8 protein-coding genes and 1 other annotated feature are annotated in these 8,906 nt (G+C 71.0%); of the genes, 6 read left to right on the forward strand and 2 right to left on the reverse strand.

Annotated features, from left to right (window positions below):
* Positions 1-231: 231 nt before the first annotated feature.
* Complete coding sequence (locus tag Q4F04_RS13455) at positions 232-1,212, reverse strand: glycosyltransferase family 2 protein (RefSeq protein WP_303370324.1); 981 nt, start codon at positions 1,210-1,212, stop codon at positions 232-234.
* Between the two features lie 447 nt (positions 1,213-1,659).
* Positions 1,660-1,715 (forward strand) — a sequence feature (sul1 is cis-regulatory element that is thought to sense ions involved in sulfur or methionine metabolism; They are found in Alphaproteobacteria).
* A gap of 145 nt (positions 1,716-1,860) precedes the next feature.
* Here Q4F04_RS13455 and Q4F04_RS13460 point away from each other — a divergent pair.
* The 6 genes from Q4F04_RS13460 (at position 1,861) to rfbC (ending at position 7,948) form a co-directional block, all read left to right on the forward strand.
* A complete protein-coding gene (locus tag Q4F04_RS13460; RefSeq protein WP_303370325.1) occupies positions 1,861-3,006 on the forward strand; it encodes an acyltransferase in 1,146 nt (381 codons plus the stop codon).
* Between the two features lie 174 nt (positions 3,007-3,180).
* On the forward strand, positions 3,181-4,149 hold the full coding sequence (locus Q4F04_RS13465) for a glycosyltransferase family 2 protein (protein ID WP_303370326.1): 969 nt from the start codon (positions 3,181-3,183) through the stop codon (positions 4,147-4,149).
* Between the two features lie 58 nt (positions 4,150-4,207).
* Entirely contained in the window at positions 4,208-5,278 is a 1,071-nt protein-coding gene (locus Q4F04_RS13470) for an NAD(P)-dependent oxidoreductase (protein ID WP_303370327.1), read from the forward strand.
* Positions 5,275-6,048, forward strand: coding sequence for a glucose-1-phosphate cytidylyltransferase (gene rfbF, locus Q4F04_RS13475; protein WP_303370328.1), 774 nt, complete (start codon positions 5,275-5,277; stop codon positions 6,046-6,048). The genes Q4F04_RS13470 and rfbF overlap by 4 nt, the downstream gene beginning before the upstream one ends.
* A 4-nt stretch (positions 6,049-6,052) precedes the next feature.
* A complete protein-coding gene (locus Q4F04_RS13480; protein WP_303370329.1) occupies positions 6,053-7,390 on the forward strand; it encodes an NAD(P)H-dependent oxidoreductase in 1,338 nt (445 codons plus the stop codon).
* 9 nt (positions 7,391-7,399) lie between these two features.
* The gene (gene rfbC / locus Q4F04_RS13485; protein ID WP_303370330.1) at positions 7,400-7,948 is read left to right on the forward strand and encodes a dTDP-4-dehydrorhamnose 3,5-epimerase; all 549 of its coding nucleotides are present in this window, start codon (positions 7,400-7,402) and stop codon (positions 7,946-7,948) included.
* A 380-nt stretch (positions 7,949-8,328) separates the two neighbouring features.
* Here rfbC and Q4F04_RS13490 read toward each other — a convergent pair.
* The coding region (locus Q4F04_RS13490; RefSeq protein ID WP_303370331.1) for a carbohydrate-binding domain-containing protein at positions 8,329-8,906 on the reverse strand (578 nt) is incomplete at its 5' end.

Consider the following 8,906-nt stretch of genomic DNA (forward strand, 5'->3'; position numbering starts at 1 on the left):
ACACCTATTTAACACAGGGCCCCCTGTGGATAAGTCGCGTCAAGCACGAAGATGGCTGGGGAGAAGGGAGCGTGACCGGCGGTGCCGGGAGGGGATTGCGGGGCCTGTGGAGGCGCTTCGGCCATGGTCCCACCCCTTGCTGGCGGGCTGCATGACCGGGTGCATGGCCTGGTCCCCTGCGGGTCTTCCGGCGATGCCGGACCCGATGGCTTTCCGGCCGTGGGGAAAGGTTCAGCCCTCGATCAGCAGCCGCCCGATCCGGGGCGGGGGGGCGGGGCGCCGGGCCGCCAGCTTGTCCGCGAGGACGCCCCGGGCGATCGGGACCAGGGTGGCGGGGCGGCGCAGGGCGGAAAGGACCGCCCCCGCCCGGCCCGCCTCGGCGCGGCGGTCGAGGAAGTCGCGCAGGAGGAACCGCCGGCGCTGCTCGGCCAGGTGCGCCCGCAGCGCCTCGCGCGCCGCCCTGTCGAGGCCGGGTGCTGCCAGATGCGCGCGGGCAGCCGCCTGCAGGGCCGCCAGGTCGGCCGTGCGGTGGCGCGAGCTCAGCGACTGCGCCCGCCAGCGGGCGGCATAGCCGGCCTCGGTGCTGACGCGGAAGCGCGCGCCCTTCTGCAGCATCCGGACGTAAAGGTCGTAATCCTCGCCGAGCCGCAGCGCCTCGTCGTAGCGCAAGCCCTGCGCCTGCAGGAAATCCCGCCGCATGATCGGCTTGAGGAAGCCCCATTCGTGCCGGTTCGCGCCCCGGCCCGAGCGGTTGGCCCGCACGAAGCCCGGAAGGTCGATGTCGATCAGCGCCGGCGCAATGGCGGGCAGCGGCGGCAGGTCGGCGGGGGATGCGCTTTCGGCCACGAACAGGATGTTGTCGGCCACCATGTCCCAGCCCGGCACCGCCAGCAGCCGGGCGAAGCGTCCGGGCAGGATGAAATCGTCGGCGTCCAGCACCGCCACGAACCTGCCCGCCGCGACCGCCAGCGCCCGGTTGCGGGCGGCGGCGGGGCCGATGTTGACCTTGCAGCGGATCACCCGCAGCCGCCCGTCGCCCCGGGCCGCCGCGCGGGCGGCCTCGGCCGTCGCGTCGCGCGAGGCGTCGTCGACCACGATCACCTCGGCCGTTTCCGGCTCGTCCAGGGCCGTGCGCACCGCGTCGGCGATGGTGGCGGCGGCGTCGCGGGCGGTGATGACAACGGAAACGGAGGCAGGGGTGTCGGCGCTCATGGGCCTTTCCGTGGCAAGCGCCGGGGCGAAAGTCCAGCCCACCGGCGGCCGGGCCCGGGCGATCCGGGGGCGGCGCCCGGCGTTGGCCAGGCCAGAGCGCTGCCCCGAAGCCCGGCTGAACCGCCGCGGCCGCGTTGGACCGGCCGTTCACGGGAAGATTGCCACTGGAGGAAGCGGGCCGGCGGGCGACGCACTGGCATCCATGTGAGCCCCGTCTGCCGGCGGACCGGCTGCGCCGCGCATGTCGGCTGCCATGCGCCCGGCCCCCATGCCGAAGCGCCGGTTTCAGCGGCCGGACCAGCTTGCCCGCCTCTGCAGACACGGCCCGGCCTGGGTCTTCCCGGCGCCGCCGCCTGCGGAGGCGGCGGAATCGCGCCACGCCGGCCGGGACCTTGGGGGAAGCCGGGTTGCTACCTGGCCGGGTGCGCGTTAACCATGATTCATCCGTCAGGACCCGGTGAAATTCCGGGTGGCTCTTCCGGCCGCCGATCCGCCGGACAACTTGCAACGATCCGTTCCGCCGCAAGCTCGAACAATCGGTCAGCAGGCTGCCGGACCTCCCGTGACTTCACTGGATGGCGCCGGAACCGGAAGCCTCGGCGCCTGCAGCATGTCCCGGCGTGAACCTTGATCTTCAAGGTAACGACATTGACGATCAGATTCGACAGCAAAGGCGCGCAAGCCGGGGCGCAGAGCCTCGTGGTGCCGGGACCGCCCCGCGCCGCCCCGCCGCAGCCCACCCCGCGCTATTACGAGACGCTGGACGCGCTGCGCGGGGTGGCCGCGCTCGCCGTGCTTCTGCTGCACACCAGCAGTTTCCTTTTGTGGCCGGGGCTGGCGCGCAGCGCCTATCTGGCGGTGGATTTCTTCTTCGTCCTCAGCGGCTTCGTCGTGGCCCACGCGTATGACGGCAAGCTCGGGGACGGCCTGCCCGTGGGGCGGTTCCTTTGGCTCAGGATGGTCCGGCTGACCCCGCTGCACTGGGCCGGGCTGGGGATCGCGGCGCTGCTGGCGCTGCCGGGGGCGCTGGCCGGCGACTACCGCCTGCCGCCCGGCGGGGTCCTTCTGGCGCTGGTGCTTGGGGCGCTGTTCATCCCCTGGCCCTCCATGCAGGAGCCGCCGCACCTGTTCCCGCTGAACCCCCCGGCCTGGTCGCTGTTCCTGGAGGTGCTGGCCAGCCTGGCCTTCGGGCTGGCGCACCGCTGGCTGTCGACGCGCATCCTGATCGCCATGGTCGGCGGTGCCGGGGCCGTGCTGTGCTTCAATGCGGTGACCGCCGGCACCATCGACGGCGGCGTCCGCTGGACCAGCCTTGACGCCGGCCTGGCGCGGCTGTGCTTTTCCTTCCCGCTGGGGGTGCTGCTCTGTCGAGGGCGGGCGCATATCCCTCCCGCCCTCGGGGCTTTGGGCCCCTGGCCGCTGCTGGCGATCCTGTTCGCGCTGTGCCTGCCCACGGTGCCCGCCCCCTGGACCGGGCTTTACGACCTGGCCTTCGTGGCCGTGATCGCGCCCCTCCTGGTGGCCGCCGGCACCCGGGCCTCGCCCTCGCCGGCGGCGCGGCCCTTCTTCCTGACCCTGGGGGCGATCTCGTTCCCGCTTTACGTCCTGCACGAGCCGCTGAGGGGGGCGCTGCTGGCCCTGGCGGAACGGGCGGGTTTCGGGGAACGCGCCGGCGCCGTGGTCTATCTGGGGGCCATCATCGCCATTGCCTGGGCCGCCGCCCCGGTCGATGCGGCCGTCCGCCGCTGGATCGTCGGGCGCAGGAAGGGCGCGGCGGTCCGCCGGACCTCGTGATCGGGCCGGAGGTCGCAAGCGCAGGCCGGAAATTTTCCGCGAAGGGCTTGACGGGAAAGCCCGGAGGGTGAACGGACAACAAAGATGGGCTTGAGCGGCTTCGTCCCCGGTGGCATGGTGCCGGCGGCGGCCGTTCAGGCTGGGTGTTCTGGCCGGATGGTTGCGGGATTTGGCATGCTGAGCGTGACGGCGGTGGTTCTGACCTACAATCGGCGCGACCTCGTGCAGCGGTGCCTCCACGCGCTTCTGGCGCAGTCCCGGCCGGTGGACCGGATCATCGTGATCGACAATGCCAGCACCGACGACACCGCCGAGGTCCTGGCGGGCTTCGTGTCCGACAGGCTGGCGGTCCGCAGCCTGCCCGAGAATGTCGGCGCTGCCGGCGGCTTTCACGAGGCCATGCGGCTCGGCCATGTCTCGGGGGCGGATTTCGTCTGGGTCATGGACGACGACGTGATCCCCGCGCCCGACGCCCTGTCCGAGCTGCTGCGCGCCGTGGACCTGCTGGACGGGCAGGACATCGCCGCGCCCTTCGTGGTCTCCTGCGCCCATGACCCGAACGGGGTCCTGACCAACGTGCCCGAGGTGGACCGGCGGACGAATGCGCTGGCCTACGAGAACTGGCCGCATCTTCTGGAACACGGGCTGATGCCCGTGACCCGCTCGACCTTCGTCTCGGCCCTGTTCCGGCGCGAAACGCTGGAACGCCACGGCCTGCCGATCGCCGCCATGTTCATCTGGGGCGAGGATACTGAATACACCCGCCGCGTCACCCGCGACACCCCCGGCTATCTGGTCAGCCGCAGCCGGGTCGAGCATGTGCGCGCGGTGCCCGGCACGCCCGACATCCGCACCGAACGGAACGCCACCCGGATCGGCTGGCACCGCTTCCATGTCCGCAACTCGATCTATGTCGAGCGCCGCTACGGGGGGCGCAGGAAGGCGCTCAACTATGCCCGCCTGAAATGCCGGCTTGCTCTGGGCCTGCTGCTGCGGGGCGAGCCCCGCAAGGCCCGGATGGTGGCCGAGGGCATCGTCATGGGCCTGACTTTCAACCCCGACGTTCAGCCGCTTGCCCCGGTGCAGGCGCCGGACACGCGGGTTCTGGCGGAACCGGCGGCGGTTCCGCCGCACGGAGCCTGACCGGGGGATTCCGGCGCCGGAGCCTTCCGCCGGAGATGACAGCAGCCAAGGAGATGGAATGGGCTTGCGGATACTCGTGACGGGCAACCTGGGCTATGTCGGCCCGGCCGTCCTGCGCCAGCTTCGGGAGGAATATCCCGACGCCTGGATCCATGGCTATGACAGCGCCTTTTTCGCGCATTGCCTGACCGGCGCCGATGTCCTGCCCGAATGGCGGATCGACCGGCAGAGCTTCGGCGACGTGCGCAGCCTCGACCCGGCCCTGCTGCGGGACATCGACGTGGTGATCCATCTTGCGGCCGTCTCGAACGACCCCATGGGCGACCGCTTCGCCGCCGTCACCCGCGACATCAACCAGGAGGCCTCGGTGGCCCTGGCCCGCGCCGCGGCCGCGGCCGGCGTCGGCCATTTCGTCTTCGCGTCCAGCTGCAGCGTCTACGGCGTGGCTGATGCCCGCCCCCGGCGCGAGCAGGACGCCCTGAACCCGGTCACCGCCTATGCCCGGTCCAAGGTCGGCACCGAGGAGGCCTTGGCGGCCCTTGACGCGCCCATGGTCACGACCTGCCTGCGCTTTGCCACCGCCTGCGGGATGTCGCCCCGGCTGCGGCTCGACCTCGTGCTGAACGACTTCGTGGCCTGCGCGCTCTCCACCGGCGTCATCACGGTTCTCAGCGACGGCTCGCCCTGGCGGCCGCTGATCGACACCGCCGACATGGCCCGCGCCATCGCCTGGGCCGCGCAGCGCCCCGAGGATGCGGGCGGCCGGCATCTGGTGGTCAACGCAGGCGCCGACTCGGCCAACTACCAGGTCCGCGACCTGGCACAGGCCGTGGCCCGCGCCCTACCCGGCACCGAGGTCTCGATCAACACCGAGGCCCCGGCCGACAGCCGGTCCTATCAGGTGGATTTCGGCCTTTACGCTGCGCTCGCCCCCCGCCATCAGCCGCAGATTTCGCTGGACCAGTCGATCGCCGCTCTGGTCGAGGGGCTGCGCGGCATGGGCTTTGCCGATCCCGATTTCCGCAACTCGCCCATGATCCGGCTGCGGGTGCTGCAGGACCACATGGCGGCGGGCCGGCTGACCGACCGGCTGGTCTGGACCGACGGGTTGCGGAGGGCCGCGGCATGAAGGTCGCCCTGCTCGCCGGCGGCTTCGGCACCCGCCTCAGCGAGGAAACCTCGGTCCGGCCCAAGCCCATGGTCGAGATCGGCGGCCGCCCGATCATGTGGCACATCATGAAGTTCTACGCCCATCACGGGCTGCGCGACTTCGTGGTTCTGGGCGGCTACAAGGTCGAGTTCATCCGCGACTATTTCCTGAACTACCGCGCCAATGAATGCGACTTCACCATCGACCTGCGGACCGGCGGAATCGAATGGGCGCGCGAGGTGGCCGAGGACTGGCGCGTGACCGTGCTGGACACCGGGTCCGAGTCGATGACCGGCGGGCGGGTGCGCCGGGCGCGGCACCTGCTGGGCGATGGCACCTTCTGCCTGACCTATGGCGACGGGCTTTCCAACGTGGACCTGCCCGAGCTGATCGCCGCGCACCGCGCCTCGGGCGCCTGGTGCACCATGACGGCCGTGGTCCAGCCCGGCCGCTACGGCGCCCTGCGGCTGAGCGAGGACAACACCCAGGTCGAGGGCTTCCGCGAAAAGGGCAAGCATGACGGCGGGCTGATCAACGGCGGCTTCTTTGTCTGCGAGCCCGAGATGCTGGACCTGATCGACGACGACGCCACCGTGCTGGAGGAAGAGCCGATGCACCGGCTGATCGAGCGCGGCAAGCTCGCGAGCTTTGTCCACGAGGGCTACTGGCAGAGCATGGATTCCTTGCGCGACCGCCACATCCTGGAAGAACAGTGGCGCCGCGGCGCGCCCTGGAAGGTCTGGAGCTGACAGCATGATCCTTGTCGACAGCGCGCTGGCCCGCCGGGAAGCCGAGGGCAGACCGATCCGCGTGGCCGTGGTGGGCGCGGGCTTCCAGGGCGCGGCCATCGTCCGCCAGATCGTGACCGCCGTGCCGGGGATGCGGGTGGCGGGCGTCGCCAACCGCCACCTGGACCCCGCCCGCCGCGCGCTTGAGGATCTGGGGGTAGAGCCTGCCGTCTGCGAGGGCCGGGCCGCCATCGGGGCCGCCATCACCGCGGGCCGGCCGGTCGCCACCGCCGATGCGATCTCGCTTGTCCAAGCGGACGGCGTCGATGTGGTGGTCGAGGTCACCGGCTCGGTCGAATATGCCGCGGGCGTGGTGCTGGCCGCCATCGAGGCCGGCAAGCATGTCGTCCAGATGAATGCCGAGCTGGACGGCACCGTGGGCCCGATCCTCAAGGCGCGGGCCGAGGCCGCAGGGCTGATCTACAGCTTCTCGGACGGCGACCAGCCGGGCGTGCAGATGAACCTTTACCGCTTCGTCAAGGGCCTCGGCGTGACGCCGGTCCTTTGCGGCAACATCAAGGGGCTGCACGACCCCTACCGCAACCCCGAGACGCAGCGGGGCTTTGCCGAGAAATGGGGCCAGAAGCCCGCCATGGTGGCCTCTTTCGCCGATGGCACCAAGATTTCCTACGAGCAGGCGGTGGTCGCCAACGGCACCGGCTTCCGGGTGGCGCGGCGCGGGATGCTGGGCCCCGACTTCTCGGGCGGCGATCCGACCGCGCCCTTGGTGCCGCTCGAGGACACGGTGTCCGCCTTTGCCGAGACGCTGGACGGGCTGGCGGGCAGCGGCACGGCGGGCCTTGTCGATTACGTCGTGGGCGCGCGTCCCGGCCCCGGCGTCTTCGTGCTGGGCACCCATGACGATCCGCGCCAGCGGCATTTCCTGAACCTCTACAAGCTCGGGACCGGACCTTACTATTGCTTCTCGACCCCCTATCACCTTTGCCATTTCGAGGTGCCGAACTCGGTCGCCCGGGCCGCGCTGTTCGGGGATGCGGTGCTGGCGCCGCAGGCCGGGCCGGTGGTGGGTGTGATCGCGGTTGCCAAGACCGACCTTTCCCCCGGCGCCCTGATCGCCGAGTTCGGCGGCTTCGAGGCTTACGGCGTGGCCGAGAACCAGGAGGTCATCGACCGCGAGAACCTGCTGCCCCTGGGCCTTGCCCTTGGCGCCACGCTGCGGCGGCCGGTGCCGAAGGATCAGGCGCTGACCTTCGACGACGTGACCCTGCCGCCGGGGCGGCTTGTGGACCGCCTTTACGCCGAGCAGCGCCAGCGCTTTGCCGGCCTGTCTTCCGCCGCCTGAGGGTTTCGCATGATCTTCCACGACACCGAGCTGAAGGACGCCCGCCTGATCGAGCTGCGGCTTCTGGGCGACGACCGCGGCGCCTTTGCCCGCACCTTCTCGCAGGATGAATTCGCCGAGGCCGGGATGGCCTCGGTCTATGTCCAGCAGAACATGTCGGTATCCGCCCGCAAGGGCACGGTCCGGGGGATGCATTTCCAGCGCGCGCCCCATACCGAGGCCAAGCTGATCCGCTGCCTGCGGGGCGCGATCCTCGACGTGATCGTGGACTTGCGGGCGAATTCCCCCAGCTACCTGCGCCACCAAGGCTTCGAGCTTTCGGACCAGAACCGCCACCAGCTTTACGTGCCGCCGGGCTTCGCCCATGGCTTCCAGACGCTGACGGACGATGTCGAGGTGTCCTACCTCGTCTCGGCCGCCTATGCCCCGGCGGCCGAGGGGGGCCTGCGCCATGACGACCCCCTGCTGGGGATCGCCTGGCCCATGGCCGCCACGGTGATCTCGCCCAAGGACGCGGCCTGGCCGCTTCTGGACCCCGCGGCGCCCCTGTCGATCTGAGCCGCAAGGCGCCCTGGCAGGGCTGCCCGATTGCCCGCCCGCTGATGCGCGGCGCAAGGGACCGGCGGCGCGGCCGGGCGCCCTGCGGAAGCTTGCAGGGGACCGCAGCCCTGTCCGGTCCGCTGTCCAGCCAGAACGCGGACCGGGGTGCCGCTTGGTGCCCTTGGCTTCCGGTGGCCTGTCCCCCTTTGCCGGTTGTCCTGAACCGCGCCTGAATCGGACCGGCCGCCAGCCCCCTGCGGGGACGGCGGCCGGTCCGGTCCGGGTTGCCCTGCTGCGGGCATGAGGCGCCCCGCCCCTTTCAGGGCCGGGAGGGTGGTCGCAGGCAAGCTGCGCCGGCATCCCCGGCCCGCCCGACAGGCGGACGGGCCGGGCCTTTGTCAGAAGTCCCAGTGGGCGGTGTCGTTCCAGTAGAAATTGTGGTCCTTGCCGTTCGATTCGCCGTTCAGCACCACCTCGTCCACGTAAAGGTTGCGGTCGCGGTCTGCCGAGCCCTCGTAGCGGTCGTTGAGGAAGGTGATCGCCACCCGGTCCGAGCCGTCGAGGCCGAAGTCGCCGCGGAAGACGAAGCTGTCCCATTCGCCCTCTGCCCGGTCGGCCGTCACCGCCGTCGAGGCGGAAACCGTCCTGCCGTTCACGCTGAGCGCGAAGGTCGGATCGCCCTTGAAGGCGTCGCCATTGACCTTGACCGTGACGCTGTCCTCGCCCCGCTGGTTGTCCTGCTCCTGCGGCGGGCGGTTCGCCGCGCCGTTGGCCACCAGCCGGAAGTTGTCCAGCAGCGCGCCATGTCCGTCGCCGGCCTGCGAGGAAACCTCGCGGATGGTCAGCCGGTCGGTCCCGGACTGGCCGGTCACGGTGGCGGTGAAGCTGCCCCAGTCGGTTCCCGGCGTGGCGACCGCCACCACCTTGTCGTTCCAGACCACCTCGACATCCTGGGTCCAGGCGGCTTTCCCGGGCC

The organism is Paracoccus sp. (in: a-proteobacteria) (assembly GCF_030536915.1).
Taxonomy (GTDB): Bacteria; Pseudomonadota; Alphaproteobacteria; order Rhodobacterales; family Rhodobacteraceae; genus Paracoccus.